This window comes from Sedimentibacter hydroxybenzoicus DSM 7310 (assembly GCF_013403245.1).
GTDB classification, from domain to species: Bacteria; Bacillota; Clostridia; order Tissierellales; family Sedimentibacteraceae; genus Sedimentibacter; species Sedimentibacter hydroxybenzoicus.
On sequence record NZ_JACBNQ010000004.1, the window covers coordinates 26,044 to 42,076 of the forward strand.

Sequence of the window (16,033 nt, forward strand, 5' to 3'; positions counted from 1 at the left end):
CAGAAAAGAGGTCTTAATCAATCGATGAGACCTTTCAATTATTATTTAAAAAAATTTCGCAATACAGTATCACTTGCAAAAAAAATATAAAAAGGTTATACTATTATTGTGAAAAATATATTATTTAGGAGGTTCAAATGCAAAAGAAAGACATTAAATGGTCTGAATTAGGATTTAGCTACATTAAAACCGACAAAAGATACATATCACGCTGGAAAGACGGTAAGTGGGATGATGGTCAGCTTGTAGAAGATAATATGATTCCTATTAATGAAGGTTCAACTTGTTTACATTACGGACAAGAATGTTTTGAAGGTTTAAAAGCGTACAGTACTAAAGATGGAGGAATCCAGTTATTCAGACCCGATGAAAATGCTAAGCGTATGCAAAAAAGCTGTGCAAAAGTATTGATGCCTGAAGTACCCGTAGAAAAATTCATAGATGCTTGTATGCAGGTAGTAAAAGCTAACGAAGCTTGGGTACCGCCATATGGCTCTGGTGCAACATTATATTTAAGACCATTCGTTATAGGCGTAGGGGAAAACATTGGAGTTAGACCTGCTCCTGAATATATATTTGGAGTATTCTGTATGCCTGTAGGACCATATTTTAAAGGAGGTATGACTCCTGTTAACTTTATTACGACTGATGCTGACAGAGCTGCACCCAACGGCACAGGTAAGGCAAAAGTTGGCGGTAACTACGCTGCAAGCTTATTGTCACATAAGGAAGCAGTAGACAAAGGATTTGCTGATTGTATATATCTTGACCCTTCAACTCATACGAAGATAGATGAAGTTGGTGCTGCAAACTTCTTTGGTGTTACTAAAGATAATAAGTTTATAACACCTCATTCATCTTCAATTCTTCCAAGTATAACAAGAATTTCTTTAATGCAGGTAGCTAAAGATTATTTAGGAATGGAAGCAATTGAAACTGACGTTTATGTTGATAAATTAGATATGTTTGCTGAAGCAGGCGCTTGCGGAACAGCAGCTGTTATTACTCCAATCGGAGGAATTGAGCATAAAGGCAAATTCCATGTGTTCCACAGTGAAACTGAAGTGGGACCTGTTACAAAGAAATTGTACGATACATTGTACGGCATCCAGATGGGAGACGTTAAAGCTCCTGAAGGATGGATTTACAAAGTCAAATAAACCCACCTTCAGGGGACGGTCCTTTTTGAGACTTTAGCAGTTAAAAATCAAAAACTCTTGAATCTAAAAATGATTCAGGAGTTTTATTTTATGTTAGCCCAAAAAGGACCGTCCCCAAGCGGACCACAACACACCATTCCTATTTATATTTTTTGAGCAGACGATTAAAGATTACAATACCTATGATATACTGAAGTATTAAATATCCGCCCAAATAAAAAATTATTATGCGAGAATTATCAATGATTTCCAATTGTCCCAATACAGAAAATGCTACTATTGAAATACTGACAGCCACAAGACCAAATATATACGCATAACGACCTGACTTATCTCTCAATTTTACTTTCAGCTCGTCATGCTGCTCAATTTTTTCATTTTCCATTCTCTCAGCATAGCGTTCTTTGTTACCCGGCTTATTCCAATAAAAATACCTGTAAATCATCATAATGCCAGGAGCTATTCCCGCACCGGCAAAACCGAAAAGCAAACTGCTTAACTTGCTGTCAGTTAGTGTTGCTGCAAGAAAAAATAGTACACCGACGATTACATACATAATACCTATTAACAAATTATTTTTTTTCATTTTCCATACTCCTTTCATGGATAAAAATTTCCTCAATACTCTTTCCAAAAAAATCTGATATCACAAAAGCCAGCTCCAAAGATGGATTGTATTTTCCTGTTTCGATTGAGCTGATCGTTTGTCTTGATACTTTAATTGCTTTCGCGAAATCTTCTTGATTCATGCCTAAATTTTTTCTTAGTTCCTCAACTTTGTTTTTCAACAATGCTTCCTCCTTTTGACAAGGTTGCTTTACATTTTTATTATAACGATACATCGCACTTATGTCAAGCTTCCTTTACAAGAAATACAAAAACCTGTAAACTCAACAGTCTGGGGACGGTCCTTTTTGGGACTTTTCGAATTTAATGTAAAATTTTGGTGGATAATATTGACAATTATGATATAATGCATATATCATACCATCGCCTCGGCAATGCAAGCGAGCTTGCGCTGCACTCGGCTCAGATATGATATAATAAAAATAATACAATTATGGATAATCATTTACATTTAATCATAAAAGATAATGATGACAATCTTGCGGTAATAATGAAAAAGATATGTGTAAAATATGCCATGTTCTACAATAAGGTTCAGGAAAGATACGGATATGTTTTTCAAAACAGATTTAGAAGTGAAGCAATTGAAAATGAAAAATATTTGTATGGTGCTTTGAGATATGTTCATAATAATCCCGTTAATGCTTATATAACAAATGATTTTTTAACTTATAAATGGAGCAGCATAAATGAATATATGAATGAAAAGCCTGAAATTATATGCTGTAAATATAAAAATGACATATTAAATTCTTTTGGAAATATTGACGAATTTATTAAATTTCATAGTTTGTATGATAATAATATATATATTGATACTATAGAAGAAGAATCAGTTAATATTGAAAAAGTTATTCAAAATACAATAGAGCAATATGCGGTTAAAAATAATCTATTAGATGCTAAAGATTTTACCCATGCACATAAAGAGCGTCTTGCACGAATAGTAATTAATTTAAACTTAATTACTATAAATAGAATTGCTGAACTTTGTAACTTATCATCTAATAGGGTTAAAATGCTTAGTAAGGAAAACGCAAAAACTTCTGAATAATAAGGTAGTTCAGAAGTTTTATTCTATGTTAGCCCAAAAAGGACCGTCCCCAAGCGGTTGGGAATTAAATATTGCCATAGAAATGGAGATATGATATTATTGTTTCAATTTAAATTAATGGGAGGTAATTATGCACAAAAATAAATTGGTTATTGTCGGAGTGGGGCATGTAGGCTCGTGCGTTCTGGCAGATGCGATGAAGATGGGATTGTTTGCTGAAATAGGCTTGATTGATATTTTGAAAAATGTTTCGTTTGGGGAGGCTCTTGATCAGGCTCAGTCTACGGCATTGACATATATGAACAATGTGGAGGTAAAAAGCGGAGGGTATGAACAGTGCGCCGATGCAGATGTGATAATTGTGGCTGCGGGACCAAGCATTATACCTGATCCGGATAATCCCAATGCAAAGCCGGACCGCACATTGCTTACAAGGACAAATTGCGAAGTAATCCGTGAGGTGATGGTGGGAATTACAAGCTATACCAAGGATGCAATAGTAATTCTTATTACGAATCCATTGGATACGATGGTTTATGTTGCGGAAAATGAATTCGGGTATCCGACAGGACGTATTTTCGGAACGGGAACAATGCTTGATTCCGCCCGTCTTCGTAAAATAGTAGCAGATGTATGCGGCATCGATCCGAAATCTGTTACGGGATTTATGATGGGAGAGCACGGTGCTACCGCATTTCCTGTGTTAAGTCACCTGAATGTTGCGGGCATACCTCATGATCGTCTTGGACAATACTTCGAAAATACTGAGGAAATCAGTGACCCTGAAAATGTTAAGACACTTGTTGTGAACTCGGCATACAATGTACTCAACAACAAGGGTTGGACGAATGCAGGTGTTGCCCAGGCAGCTGTTACTATGGCAAGGGCAGTGCTGCTGGATGAAAAAAGTGCTTACCCTACGTGTATTACTTTGAGAGGACAGTACGGGCATGACGGCGATGTGGCTTTGAGTATGCCATGTATTATCGGACGTGAGGGTGTATTGAAGAAGCTCCCTGTGGAACTAAATGAATGGGAAACAAGAAAGTTGGAGGAATCCATTGCATATATCAAGACAACAATGCGTGATGCAAGGACAGGTCCGGAATTTATGAAATAAACAGGAGGCTTAAAGTGACATTACAGCAATTAAGATATGCTATTGCAATAGCTGACTGCAATTCCATGAACAAGGCCGCTCAGTCATTGTTTATTTCTCAGCCCAGCCTGTCTGCTTCAATCAGAGAGCTGGAAAATGAAATTGGTATCGCCATATATAAAAGAACTAACCGAGGTATTACAATAACACCTGAGGGTGAGGAGTTTTTAGGTTATGCAAGACAGGTGACAGAGCAGTATGAGCTTATTAATAATAAGTATGTTGAAAAACGTAACATAAAAAAGAAATTCAGCGTTTCAACACAGCATTATTCATTTGCTGTGAAGGCTTTTGTTGAGACTGTAAAAGAGTTTGGTATGGATGAATATGAGTTTGCGGTTCATGAAACAAAGACGTACGAGGTAATAGAAAATGTCAAGAATTTCAAGAGCGAGCTTGGAATCTTGTACCTGAATGATTTTAACGGCAAGGTTATTTCAAAAATACTTGACGAAAACAACCTTGAATTTACGAAGCTGTTTGACTGCAAGACATATGTGTATCTATGGGAGGGAAACCCTTTGGCAAAAAAAGAGGTTATATCTATGGAGGATTTGCAGGAATATACATGTCTTTCGTTTGACCAAGGTGCAAACAATTCGTTTTATTTTGCCGAAGAAGTTCTCAGCGCGAACGTATACAAAAAAATAATTAAGGCAAATGACAGGGCAACCATGCTTAATCTCATGAGGGGTCTCAACGGATATACGCTGTGTTCGGGAATTATCAGTGAAGAGCTGAATGGTTATGATTATAAGGCGGTTCCGCTGGCTACCGAAGAATTGATGACAATCGGCTATGTATCAAGAAAGAACTCCACCTTAAGCCATATAGGTAAAAAATATGTTGTAGAATTGATGAAATTTAAGGACAGTGCGTTATAGGAAAAACCTATAACAGGTTGTTGGTTTTGTGTATTAACACTGTTTAAAAAAAGTATGTATAATACTAACATGAGATATACAAGCAAAAAGAATTAAACGAATTCAGAAGGGAGAAATAAAATGCGTACTAATACAAACATAACTACAATGTGTATGATGAATACGATGATGTGTAATGCCATGTATATGCAGATGACTATGATGCAAAGAAAAATGGCTGTATTTAGTATGCTTTATGTAACCTAGTACAATATTCACTGTTTTAAAAATAAGTGAAGATATATGCAGGTGCATGAGCACCTGCTATTTTTTTGACCTAATAAGGCTTATAACAGGAAAAGGAGGAAGAGATATTGATATTACTTGAAAATGTCAGCAAGACCTTTCAGGCGGACGGCAAGGTTGTGGAAGCAGTAAAAAACGTAAATTTGAGTCTGCGTGAAGGTAAAATACATGGAATTATAGGCTTCTCAGGAGCAGGAAAATCAACACTTGTAAGATGCATAAATCTTCTTGAAAGACCTACTGAAGGAAAGGTAATCCTTGGTGATGTAGAAATAACAGCCCTTGACGAGAAGGAATTGAGGGAGGAAAGAAAGAAAATCGGAATGATTTTTCAGCAATTTAATTTATTTGCATCAAGGACAGTATTTCAAAATATTGCATATCCCCTTAAAAACAGCGGGTTGAGCAGGAATGAAGTAGAAAACAAGGTTAATTATCTGCTTGAGCTGGTGGAGCTCAAAGAAAAATCAGGAGCATACCCGTCGCAGCTCAGCGGCGGTCAGAAGCAGAGGGTTGCAATAGCACGTGCGCTGGCAAATGACCCTAAGATATTGCTCAGTGACGAGGCAACAAGTGCATTGGATCCACAGACGACGAAGTCAATATTGAAATTATTGAAACAGTTGAACGAAAAGCTTGGGATTACCGTAATTGTCATAACTCATGAAATGCAGGTGGTAAAGGAAATTTGTGACAATGTGGTGGTTATGGAAAACGGAAGGGTTGTTGAGCAGGGAGACGTATTCAGTATATTTGCAAATCCTGTTGAAAAAATAACCAAGGATTTTGTTGACAGCACATCCAATTTAACCAAGGTGCATGAGCTGATTAATGAAAATGCAGAAATAGTACGGCTTAAAGAAGGCGAATGTATATTGAAGTTCACATATCTTAAGCGGGATGCATCAGAAGCATTGGTATCACATATTTCAAGAAGCTTTGAGCTTGATGTAAATATAATATTCGGAAACATCGAGCTCATAGGAAGTTACCCCATCGGAGGACTTATATCTGTTGTAAGCGGCAGAGAAAGCAGCATAAATGATGCAATTAATTATTTGAGAGAAAAAAATGTGGGAGTGGAGGTGATTTTAGATGCAAGAGTTTCTAAGTAGTGTTTTTCCAAATGTATTTTCAAAATTGCCGGATTTTTTTGAAAGTATTGTAGAGACATTCATAATGTTAGGCTGGTCAGGTTCAATTTCATTTGTTATAGGGATTATTTTAGGAATAATACTTACGGTTACAAAAAAGGGAGGAATTATTCAGAATATAGCAGTTTTTCAAGTGCTTGACAAGATTATAAATTTTTTCAGATCAATACCGTTCATCATATTGCTGGCAGGTGTAATGCCACTTACCAGACTAATTTCAGGAACTGCAATAGGTGTTGAGGGTGCTATAGTGCCCCTTGTGTTTGGGACAGTGCCGTTCTTTGCAAGGCAGATAGAGACGGCGCTTGCAGAAATGAACCCGGGACTTATAGAGGCGGCACAGTCAATGGGCTCAGGACCGCTGGAAATTATATTTCGCGTGTACCTGAGAGAGTGCATTCCGGGTATTGTAAGAGGAACAACCATTACCGCAATCAGTCTCATTGGGCTTACGGCAATGGCAGGTGCAGTTGGAGCAGGAGGGCTTGGAGATTTTGCCATACGTTTCGGCTACCAAAGAAATCAAATTGATGTCACCTATGCTTCGGTTATAGTGTTGGTTGCTTTAGTAAGCATAATACAGATGATTGGAAGCGCTATAGTAAGGAAGAACAGCCATTGATACAAAAATTATTAAAATTAAAGGAGAACAATTATGAAAGCAAAGAAAATAATATCAATTTTAACAGCAATAGCTTTATTAGCATCATTTACAGCATGCTCAAAACCGAGTGATGCCGAGAAAAAAGATACGACAACCGTAAAGGTGGGAGTTGTAGGAGAATCCAATGAAATGTGGGAGCCCGTAATTGAGAAACTGGCTAAGGAAGGAATAGATATTAAGTTGGTGAGCTTTACAGATTATGGAACACCAAATAAGGCGTTAAACAATGGAGATACTGATTTGAATGCGTTCCAGCACTATGCATATCTTAATGGCGAAATTAAGAATAATGGATATGAAATTCAGTCAATAGGGGATACATTTATTTCGGCTATGAACATCTATTCTAACAAGGTTAAAAGTGTTGATGATATAGGTGAAAAAGCAAAAATTGCAGTGCCTAATGACGCAACCAATGAAGGAAGAGCACTTAAAATTGTTGAAGCTGCAGGTCTTATTGAACTGAACAAGGAAGCGGGAGATGCACCTGAGTTATCTGATATAGTTTCAAACCCACTGAATCTTGAATTTGTTGAGGTTGATGCAGCAAATGTGTATGCTGTACTTCCGGATGTTACTGCGGCTGTTATAAATTGCAACTACGCATTGGATAATGGTTTAAATCCGGGAGAGGATTCAATATTCCAGGATGATGTGAGCTATTATGCGGGAAAAAGTTATGTAAATCTTATAGCTGCAAGAATAAAGGATGCCGATAATGAAATTTTCAAAAAAATCGTAGCAGAATATCAGTCTGAGGCTGTGGAAGGAATATACAATACAACTTTCAAAGGCGCATATAAACCGGCTTGGAAATAAGGTGAGGGTTACTGCAGAATTCAGAGCATAACAAATAAAAATCCGGGAAATATATACCTTAATTATGTGCGCGGAGGAATGAGGATAGAATCACATTCATAAAAGACTTGAAATTATAATTTTTTAAGATATAATATAATGACGGGTAATAATGTTATTGAATAAGCACATGATAGTGGGTGAAAAGATGGAAGCTAAAGAAATTCTGGTAACCGAAGCAGGTTATAAAGAACTTGTCGACGAATTAGAATATAGGAAAACTAAACTAAGAAAAGAAATTTCCGAAAGAATTAAAGGGGCGCTACAAGAAGGCGATTTAAGCGAAAATGCTGAGTATCACGAATCCAAGGAAGAGCAAAATAAAAACGAATCAAGAATAATTGTTCTTGAACATACTTTAAAATATACGAAAATAGTTAAGCATAATGAAAAGAAAAAAGACACAGTTCAAATAGGCAGTCGGGTGAAAATCGAGGATTTGGAATTTGATGAAATTCTTGAACTTTCTATTGTTGGCGCTACGGAAGCGGATCCTGTTACGGGGAAAATTTCAAATGTGTCACCGCTTGGTTCAGCGCTTTTAGGAAAGAAAAAAGGTGTTACTGTAAGCGTCGATTCACCGGGTGGTGTCGTTAAATACGAAATTCTTGAAGTCAATTAACCAAAGGTTTGATTAAGCTTTGCGATTTAAAATAATTGCAAAGCTTTATTTTTTTAATGCGAAACAGTATTAACACTTGAAGATTTTATGTTATAATTGTATAATAATTTGAAGTGTGTTCATTTTACGGTAATATCGGTAAAATGACAATAAAAAAGGGGACGAAATGAGTAATACAGAAAAAAAAGAAGTTAAAAGAACCAGTATAGGCGGTCAGGCACTCATTGAAGGAATTATGATGAAAGGACCTGAAAGAATTGCGACAGCAGTCAGAAAGCCGGATGGGGAAATAGTTGTTAAAGAAAGTGAAATCAATCAAAAATTTAAACATAAATTTTTTAAGCTACCGGTCATAAGAGGGAGTTTTGTGCTGATAGACTCCTTGGTTACAGGTGTAAAAGAGCTTATGTATTCTGCTGAATTTTATGGAGAAGATTATGAAGAGGATGCTTTAGATAAATTTCTTAAAAAGGTTTTTAAGGATAAAGCAGATACAGCAATTGTTTACGTTTCCGTAATAATTGCACTACTGTTTTCAGTAGGAATATTCATATTAGGGCCGACGCTTTTGACAAATGTAATAAAAGGTATGGTTGATAACAATTTGATATTAAATTTTGTTGAAGGCATAATAAGAGTGGGATTGTTTGTTTTATATGTATATTTTATTGCCAAATTAAATGATATAAAAAGAGTGTTCATGTATCACGGAGCAGAGCATAAAACCATATACTGCTATGAAAACAATGAAGAGCTTACGGTTGAAAATGTCAGAAAATACACTACGCTTCACCCAAGGTGCGGAACCAGCTTCATGATTAATGTAATGATTATAAGCATATTGGTCTTTTCATTTTTTGGATGGCCTAATCCGCTGATGAGGTTAGCTATAAGGTTGGCAATGCTGCCTGTTATAGCGGGCTTATCATATGAGTTGAACAAATATGTAGGGAAATGTAATGAAGAAAATATTTTTACGAAAATAATTACCTATCCGGGTTTTCAAATACAAAAGATAACTACAGCTGAGCCGGACGATTCTATGATTGAGGTAGCGATTAAGGCGATGGAAAGAGTTATTCCGCGAGATGGAGCAGATGATACATGGTAACAATTGAAAAATTGTTAAAGGACGGTATTGATATTATAAAAAAAAGGGATTATAACAATCCCAATCTTGATGTGCAGCTAATCTTATCTCATTTGCTTTCAAAGGATAAGATATATTTGCATGTGCACAGAAAAAATGAAGTCAGCAATGATATTGCGGCGAAATTCTATGAAATGTCGAGAAAAAGAAATGAGGGATATCCTCTTCAATATATGACCAATTCCCAGGAGTTCATGGGTTTGGATTTTTATGTTCAGGAAGGCGTTCTTGTGCCGAGGCCTGATACGGAAATTTTAGTTGAGAAAATTATAAAGATAGCAGGTAAATATGAGAGAAAAATTAATATTTTGGATATCGGCACCGGCAGCGGAGCCATAGCTGTTTCACTGGGATATTATTTAAAAAATTCAGCAGTTACAGCTATGGATATAAGTGATATTGCCTTGAAAACAACAGAAATAAATATCAATAAACATAACTTAACCAACATAGGATTAATAAAAGCTGATATTTTCAATTATGATTTTAATAATGAAAAATACGATATAGTAGTTTCAAATCCGCCCTATATTGAAAGTGATGTAATAAAGGAGCTTCCGATAGAGGTGTCAGCCTATGAACCGAAGCTTGCTCTTGACGGTGGAGATGACGGATTAAATTATTACAGGCATATAGTAAAAGTGTTTAAGGATATTTGCAAGGAAGATTCAATTCTTGCGGTAGAAATAGGTTATAACCAAAGAGAAGCTGTTACTGAAATGTTTAATAGTGCAAATTTGTTTAACAGAGTAGAATATGATAAGGATTATGGCGGCAATGACCGCGTAATTACCGGCTATATACGATAGAGAGGTATAAAATGTTAGAAAAATTAGAGGATTTAAAAAATAAATATATAGAATTAAGCGAAAAAATTTCAGACCCTGAAATATTGAGCGATTCACAAAAATTACAAAAATTTATGAAGGAACAAGCTCAGCTTGAGCCCATAGTAACTAAATACAATGAGTACATGGAAATATTTGCGCAGTTAAATGATTCCAAAGAAATGCTTAAAGAAAAGTTAGACGAAGATTTTAAAGAAATGGTAAAGGAAGAAGTTAAGGAACTTACTGAAAGGGAAGAAGAATTAATGCAGGAAATCAAAATACTGCTTTTACCAAAAGACCCTAATGATGATAAGGATGTAATCGTCGAAATAAGGGCAGGTGTTGGAGGAGATGAGGCAGGCTTATTTGCAGGAAATCTTTTAAGGATGTATTTAAGATATGCGGAAAGAAAAGGCTGGAAGACTGAATTCATTTCTGTTAATGAGCAAGGCGTAGGCGGATATAAGGAAGTAATATTTTCTATAAAAGGAAAGGGAGCATATTCTAAATTAAAATATGAAAGCGGTGTTCACAGAGTTCAGCGTGTTCCCGACACAGAATCCAGCGGACGTATACACACATCATCAGCTACTGTTGCGGTACTTCCCGAGGCAGATGACATTGATATTGAAATCAATCCGAATGATGTAAGAGTGGATGTTTTCCGATCGTCAGGAAACGGCGGACAGAGCGTTAATACTACGGACTCCGCGGTTCGACTTACACACATACCAACAGGTATAGTAATTTCGAGCCAGGATGAGAAATCACAGCTGAAAAATAAAGATAAGGCATTTAAGGTACTTAAAGCAAAGCTGTATGACAAATACATGCAGGAGCAAAATGATGAGCTTGCCCAGGAAAGAAAAAGTCAGGTTGGTTCGGGAGACAGAAGTGAAAGAATCAGGACATATAACTTCCCTCAGGGGAGAGTGACAGATCATAGAATCGGACTTACTCTTTATAAGTTAGATTCATTTATAGATGGGGACATAACGGAAATGATTGAAGCTTTACTGACCTCCGATCAGGCGGAAAAGCTGAATAATATTTCGGAGTAATAAGAGGTAATTATGAGAATAGATAAATATTTAAAGAATGCGCGTATAATTAAAAGAAGAACTGTTGCTAAGGAAGCCTGTGAACAGGGAAGGGTATTGGTTAACGGCAAGACTGCAAAGCCGGGAACAGAAGTGGATGCGGGAGATGAAATAGAAATTATTTTTGGCACAAAACCTATGAAAATAAAGGTGGAACAGGTTCTGGAACATGTGGTTAAGGATGCGTATAAAGAAATGTACAGTATAATAAATGATTAAAGATAATATTTTGGGGTATATATAAAATGTTGAGATAAAGTAAGTCAGTAAATGGCAATGCCATTAAAATATTATTTATGAGGTGGAAAGATGAATTTAAAAGGAACAAAGACAGAACAAAATCTATTGACTGCATTTGCAGGTGAATCACAGGCACACGTAAAGTACACATATTATCAGAACAAGGCTAAAAAAGATGGTTACGTGCAAATAAGCAAATATTTTGAAGAAACTGCAAGAAATGAAAGAGAACACGCAAAAATCTGGTTCAAGCTATTACATGACGGAATTCAGGGTACAGAATTCAATTTAGCAGATGCAGCTGCAGGTGAAAATTATGAATGGACTGATATGTATGCTAACTTCGCAAAGGATGCAAAAGAAGAAGGCTTTAATAAAATAGCGTATTTATTTGAAGCAGTAGGAAAAATAGAAAAAGGCCACGAAGAAAGATATTTGGCATTACTTGACAACTTGAAAACAGGAAAAGTATTTAAAAGAGAAACTGAAACAGTTTGGATTTGCGATAACTGCGGTCACGTTCATCGTGGCAGCGAAGCTCCAAAGGTATGTCCTGTATGTGATCATCCGCAAGCTCACTTCGAACTATACACAAAAGCATATTAATATTTAAGGCTGCTGAAAAAGCCCCCCTGCGTCGTTGCCGCTGCGCCGGTCAATCCTCACGTATGTCTAATACGCTGCGGTTGCCCGCCTTCCGGCGCCTTGCAGGATGAACTTTTTCAACAGCCTTTTGTTGTTTATTTAAGGCAGAATTCGTCGGAATTCTGCCTTTGCTTTTTTTATTAACACTTCACTATATTGAGAATAAAATGATTATTATTGATATAGAGGAAGTGATATTATGGCTATAAGAATATTTATAGATCAGGGACATAACCCTACGGGATTTCATAATACGGGCGCAAGGGGACACGGCTTGATAGAGGAGGATATTACGTATCAGGTAGGACAATATTTAGCCGGCATGCTTGGAAATGATCCGAGATTTGAGGTTATGCTGTCCAGACCTACACCTACAACTGTGTTAGGTACAAACAATACGACGAGCTTAGCGGAGAGGGTACGCATGGCAAATGAATGGCCTGCAAATTATTTTATAAGTATACATGCCAATGCTAATGTAAATCCTAATATCAGAGGAGCGGAAATGTATATTTACAGTTACAATACACAAGCTGACTGGCTCGCTCAGCATATAATGAACGGATTAGTGGATTTCACGGATCTTACCGATAACGGCATAAGATTAAATCCAACCTTGTACGTGCTTCGAAATACTAATATGCCTGCAGTACTTGTAGAAATGGGATATTTGACAAATCCCCAGGATGCGGCGATTATAAGAGACCAGCAATGGAATATCGCATACGGTATTTACAGGGGTATATTAAATTATTTTGGTTTCATGCCTATGTAGTTACTACTAACGATAACTGTTAATTTGTCATCCTGAGAACTTTAGCTCGAAGGATCTCAGAATTTAAAAGCTGAGATTCCTCGCTAACGCTCAGAATGACAGGAAAGTACGGTAGATGTATGTTCATATTTCGTATTTTTGCTTGCAATATCGCTTAAGTATGCTATAATAAATAAACAAATTATTGCATATTTAATTAAAGAGGTAGATAGATGGCTAATTTATGGAGTGGAAGATTTGAAAAAGGTATGGACAAAATTGTTGAAGACTTCAACGCTTCAATTTTTTTTGATAAAAGGCTGTATGAATGTGATATTGAGGGAAGTATAGCTCACATAACGATGCTTTGCGAACAAGGAATTGTTACGGCAGATGAAAAAAGTAAAATAATCTCAGAATTAAACAACATTAAAGAGGAAGTTAAAAGAGGCGAAATAGAATTCAGTGTCCATGATGAGGATATACACATGGCTATTGAAGGAATATTGATTAAGCGCCTTGGAGATACGGGTAAAAAGCTTCACACTGCGAGAAGCAGAAATGATCAGGTTGCAGTTGATACCAGGTTATATGTCAAAAAGGAAATAAAAAATATATTAGATGTATTAAATTATTTAGAAAATGTTCTTTTGGAAAAATCAGAAAAATATTACGATAAAATAATGGTCGGTTTTACACATATGCAGCATGCGCAGCCTGTAACCATTGGATTTCATTTAATGGCATATTTTCAGATGTTTAAAAGGGACATGGAAAGGTTCATTCAATGCTTTGACAGAACAGATTACAATCCTCTCGGTTCATGTGCCCTTGCAGGAACAACAATTCCTATTGACAGGTACAGAACAGCGGAATTGTTAGGATTTAAGAATGTAACCGAAAATGCAATGGACTCTGTCAGTGACAGAGATTATATACTGGAGCTTATGAGTGTCGGATCCATTTGCATGATGCATATCAGCAGAATGGCAGAGGAGTTTGTATATTGGAATTCACAGGAATTTAGTTATATATCCATCGATGACGGATTTTGCACGGGCAGCAGTATTATGCCTCAAAAGAAAAATCCGGATATGGCAGAACTGCTAAGAGGTAAGGTCGGCAGAATATACGGTAATTTAATACAGCTATTGACAGTTATGAAAGCCACGCCTCTTGCCTACAATAAGGATTTTCAGGAAGACAAGGAGAGCTTGTTTGATACTATTGACACATTAAAAAACAGTATTTTAATATTGGCTAAAATGCTTGAGAAAACCGAGTTTATTGTTGAAAATATTCAAAAACATTTAAACAGCGGATTTTTAAACGCTACGGATATAGCGGAAAATTTCGTAAAAATAAACATCCCTTTCAGGGAAGCTCATGAACTGGTGGGAAAAATGGTTAAATACTCCGAGAATAATCATAAGCAACTTGAAGAGCTGACAGACGAGGATTTACAGAAAATCGACATGAGATTGAATAAAGCAATGCTGCCGGATTTAAGCATGGAGGGTTGTGTAAACGGAAGGGTGTCTTATGGAGGAACAGCTCCTTCTGAGGTGCAGAGACAAATAAACAAAGGGAAGGAATGGATAGAGAAAATAGTATATTAAGAGGGAACGGCTTGCCGTTCCCTCAGATATTATTTTGCAGCATTATTATTTTACAGCATTATCAAATTCGTGCTTTATTTCTTCCAGTAACTTTGGATTTTCAATTATATCAACAGCCGTTAATACTAAAGCCGCAATAGTGTTTTTCGTTTGCTCCTTGGCATAATCGGTAATTGTACTGTCTGCCATTTCTCTTGTGTGTGCCGCAATATTAGTATCCTTTGTTATATCAAAATAAGGATGAATGGTTGGGCATACCTGACTTACCTGTCCGGCATCAAGGGAGCCGGCGCCCTTATTCGGCGGACTCATTACTATGCCCGTTAATTCAAGAATTTTATCACTGAATACGTTGGACAATGTCTGATTGGTTACTAAATTATCATAATTGAATTCGTACTTAGATATTTTTAATTCACATCCCGTTGCAAGGGCTGCACCTCTTGCACAGTTTTTAATCTTTTCCAATAACTCTAAATTATATGTTTTTGATGTTGAACGAACATAAAATTGTGATTTTGTGTAATCAGGTACTACATTAGCTGCTTTTCCACCGTCTAAAATAACACCGTGAACCCTTGAATCGCTGTTAATATGTTCTCGTAACGCATTAACGCTGTTAAATGTTTGTATAGCAGCATCTAAAGCGTTGATTCCTTTTTGGGGAGCCGATGCGGCATGAGCCGCTTTGCCGAAAAATTCAAATTGTATCGGCTCTAGTGCAAGTGATGTTCCGCTTTTTATATACTCATTAAACGGATGAGCCATCATTGCTATATCAACACCATCAAATTCATGGTTTTCCACATATGTAACCTTTGCTCCGCTTGTTTCTTCTGCAGGAGTGCCGAAAACTATAACAGTTCCGCCGATTTCATCTATTATTTGTTTTAGTATTATTCCGGCGCCTGTACTTACAGTCCCCAAAAGATTGTGACCGCATCCGTGACCGATTCCCGGAAGTGCATCATACTCTGCCATGTATGAGATAACAGGTCCAGGCTTTTCACTTTTATAAACCGCTTTAAATCCTGTTTCGACACCGGAAAAATTCTTTTCAACGCTAAACCCGTATTTTGACAAAAGATTAGTATGAAGCTTACATGCAATAAATTCTTCGTATCCTAATTCGGGATTTTTGTAAATTTCCAAGCTCAATTCATTAAGCTCAGGAGTAAGTTGGTCAATAAAATTTAATACTTTTTCTTTCATATGTCCTCCGCTATTT

19 protein-coding genes are annotated in these 16,033 nt (G+C 36.6%); 16 read left to right on the forward strand and 3 right to left on the reverse strand.

Annotated features, from left to right (window positions below):
• The first annotated feature begins 137 nt into the window (after positions 1-137).
• Entirely contained in the window at positions 138-1,160 is a 1,023-nt protein-coding gene (locus HZF24_RS05940) for a branched-chain amino acid aminotransferase (protein ID WP_179237377.1), read from the forward strand.
• Between the two features lie 139 nt (positions 1,161-1,299).
• Here the strand turns inward: HZF24_RS05940 and HZF24_RS05945 are convergent, their stop codons facing one another.
• Both HZF24_RS05945 and HZF24_RS05950 read right to left on the reverse strand, forming a co-directional pair.
• On the reverse strand, positions 1,300-1,746 hold the full coding sequence (locus HZF24_RS05945) for a hypothetical protein (RefSeq protein ID WP_179237378.1): 447 nt from the start codon (positions 1,744-1,746) through the stop codon (positions 1,300-1,302).
• Positions 1,733-1,948, reverse strand: a complete 216-nt coding sequence (locus HZF24_RS05950; protein WP_179237379.1) for a helix-turn-helix transcriptional regulator — start codon at positions 1,946-1,948, stop codon at positions 1,733-1,735. Before HZF24_RS05950 ends, HZF24_RS05945 begins: the two co-directional genes overlap by 14 nt.
• A gap of 272 nt (positions 1,949-2,220) precedes the next feature.
• Here HZF24_RS05950 and HZF24_RS05955 point away from each other — a divergent pair, with 272 nt between their 5' ends.
• From HZF24_RS05955 to argH, 15 genes are all read left to right on the forward strand, one after another.
• Complete coding sequence (locus HZF24_RS05955) at positions 2,221-2,841, forward strand: hypothetical protein (protein ID WP_179237380.1); 621 nt, start codon at positions 2,221-2,223, stop codon at positions 2,839-2,841.
• 130 nt (positions 2,842-2,971) lie between these two features.
• A complete protein-coding gene (locus HZF24_RS05960; RefSeq protein ID WP_179237381.1) occupies positions 2,972-3,961 on the forward strand; it encodes a lactate/malate family dehydrogenase in 990 nt (329 codons plus the stop codon).
• Positions 3,962-3,975: 14 nt separating this feature from the next.
• Entirely contained in the window at positions 3,976-4,884 is a 909-nt protein-coding gene (locus HZF24_RS05965; RefSeq protein ID WP_179237382.1) for a LysR family transcriptional regulator, read from the forward strand.
• A 120-nt stretch (positions 4,885-5,004) separates the two neighbouring features.
• A complete protein-coding gene (locus HZF24_RS19205) occupies positions 5,005-5,130 on the forward strand; it encodes a hypothetical protein (RefSeq protein ID WP_281372257.1) in 126 nt (41 codons plus the stop codon).
• Positions 5,131-5,237: 107 nt separating this feature from the next.
• A complete protein-coding gene (locus HZF24_RS05970) occupies positions 5,238-6,284 on the forward strand; it encodes a methionine ABC transporter ATP-binding protein (protein ID WP_179237383.1) in 1,047 nt (348 codons plus the stop codon).
• Complete coding sequence (locus HZF24_RS05975) at positions 6,265-6,945, forward strand: methionine ABC transporter permease (protein ID WP_179237384.1); 681 nt, start codon at positions 6,265-6,267, stop codon at positions 6,943-6,945. Before HZF24_RS05970 ends, HZF24_RS05975 begins: the two co-directional genes overlap by 20 nt.
• Before the next feature lie 33 nt (positions 6,946-6,978).
• Positions 6,979-7,806 carry a MetQ/NlpA family ABC transporter substrate-binding protein gene (locus HZF24_RS05980; RefSeq protein ID WP_179237385.1) on the forward strand — a complete coding sequence of 276 codons (828 nt, stop codon included), beginning with the start codon at positions 6,979-6,981 and terminating at the stop codon, positions 7,804-7,806.
• A 187-nt stretch (positions 7,807-7,993) separates the two neighbouring features.
• Entirely contained in the window at positions 7,994-8,467 is a 474-nt protein-coding gene (greA, locus tag HZF24_RS05985; RefSeq protein ID WP_179237386.1) for a transcription elongation factor GreA, read from the forward strand.
• A 166-nt stretch (positions 8,468-8,633) separates the two neighbouring features.
• A complete protein-coding gene (locus HZF24_RS05990) occupies positions 8,634-9,578 on the forward strand; it encodes a DUF1385 domain-containing protein (protein WP_179237387.1) in 945 nt (314 codons plus the stop codon).
• Positions 9,572-10,426: a peptide chain release factor N(5)-glutamine methyltransferase gene (gene prmC / locus HZF24_RS05995; RefSeq protein ID WP_179237388.1), complete on the forward strand. Its 855-nt coding sequence runs from the start codon at positions 9,572-9,574 to the stop codon at positions 10,424-10,426. Before HZF24_RS05990 ends, prmC begins: the two co-directional genes overlap by 7 nt.
• Before the next feature lie 11 nt (positions 10,427-10,437).
• Complete coding sequence (gene prfA / locus HZF24_RS06000) at positions 10,438-11,508, forward strand: peptide chain release factor 1 (RefSeq protein WP_179237389.1); 1,071 nt, start codon at positions 10,438-10,440, stop codon at positions 11,506-11,508.
• 12 nt (positions 11,509-11,520) lie between these two features.
• Positions 11,521-11,766 carry an RNA-binding S4 domain-containing protein gene (locus HZF24_RS06005; RefSeq protein WP_179237390.1) on the forward strand — a complete coding sequence of 82 codons (246 nt, stop codon included), beginning with the start codon at positions 11,521-11,523 and terminating at the stop codon, positions 11,764-11,766.
• Between the two features lie 90 nt (positions 11,767-11,856).
• A complete protein-coding gene (gene rbr, locus HZF24_RS06010; protein WP_179237391.1) occupies positions 11,857-12,393 on the forward strand; it encodes a rubrerythrin in 537 nt (178 codons plus the stop codon).
• 238 nt (positions 12,394-12,631) lie between these two features.
• On the forward strand, positions 12,632-13,207 hold the full coding sequence (locus HZF24_RS06015) for an N-acetylmuramoyl-L-alanine amidase family protein (protein WP_179237392.1): 576 nt from the start codon (positions 12,632-12,634) through the stop codon (positions 13,205-13,207).
• Between the two features lie 212 nt (positions 13,208-13,419).
• Positions 13,420-14,805 (forward strand): argininosuccinate lyase, encoded by a 1,386-nt coding sequence (gene argH, locus HZF24_RS06020; RefSeq protein WP_179237393.1) that lies wholly within the window; start codon positions 13,420-13,422, stop codon positions 14,803-14,805.
• A gap of 45 nt (positions 14,806-14,850) precedes the next feature.
• On the opposite strand, the gene HZF24_RS06025 is transcribed toward argH, so the two are convergent.
• Positions 14,851-16,017, reverse strand: coding sequence for a M20 family metallopeptidase (locus HZF24_RS06025; protein WP_179237394.1), 1,167 nt, complete (start codon positions 16,015-16,017; stop codon positions 14,851-14,853).
• Positions 16,018-16,033 lie beyond the last annotated feature (16 nt).